The following is a 240-nucleotide window of genomic DNA, read 5'->3' on the forward strand; positions in this document are numbered from 1 at the left end:
GCGATGGACCTCGCGATCGGCGCGAAGCAGGTGTTCGTGATGATGGAGCACCTGACGAAGCAGGGCGAGAGCAAGATCGTCGCGCAGTGCTCGTATCCGGTCACCGGCGTGCAATGCGTGAGCCGCATCTATACGGATCTCGCCGTGCTCGACGTGACGGCCGACGGCCTCGCGGTGAGCGAGATCTTCACCGACCTGTCGTTCGACGAGCTGCAGAAGCTGACCGGCGTGCCGCTGATC

General features: G+C 64.2%; 1 protein-coding gene. It reads left to right on the forward strand.

What is annotated here, in order from left to right:
* Positions 1–240: CoA-transferase (locus AAEY99_RS21680; protein ID WP_351012023.1), on the forward strand; the 240-nt coding region annotated here is incomplete at both ends.

Origin of the sequence: Shewanella sp. S1-58-MNA-CIBAN-0166 (assembly GCF_040310085.1) — a bacterium.
In the GTDB taxonomy this organism is placed as follows: Bacteria; Pseudomonadota; Gammaproteobacteria; order Enterobacterales; family Shewanellaceae; genus Shewanella.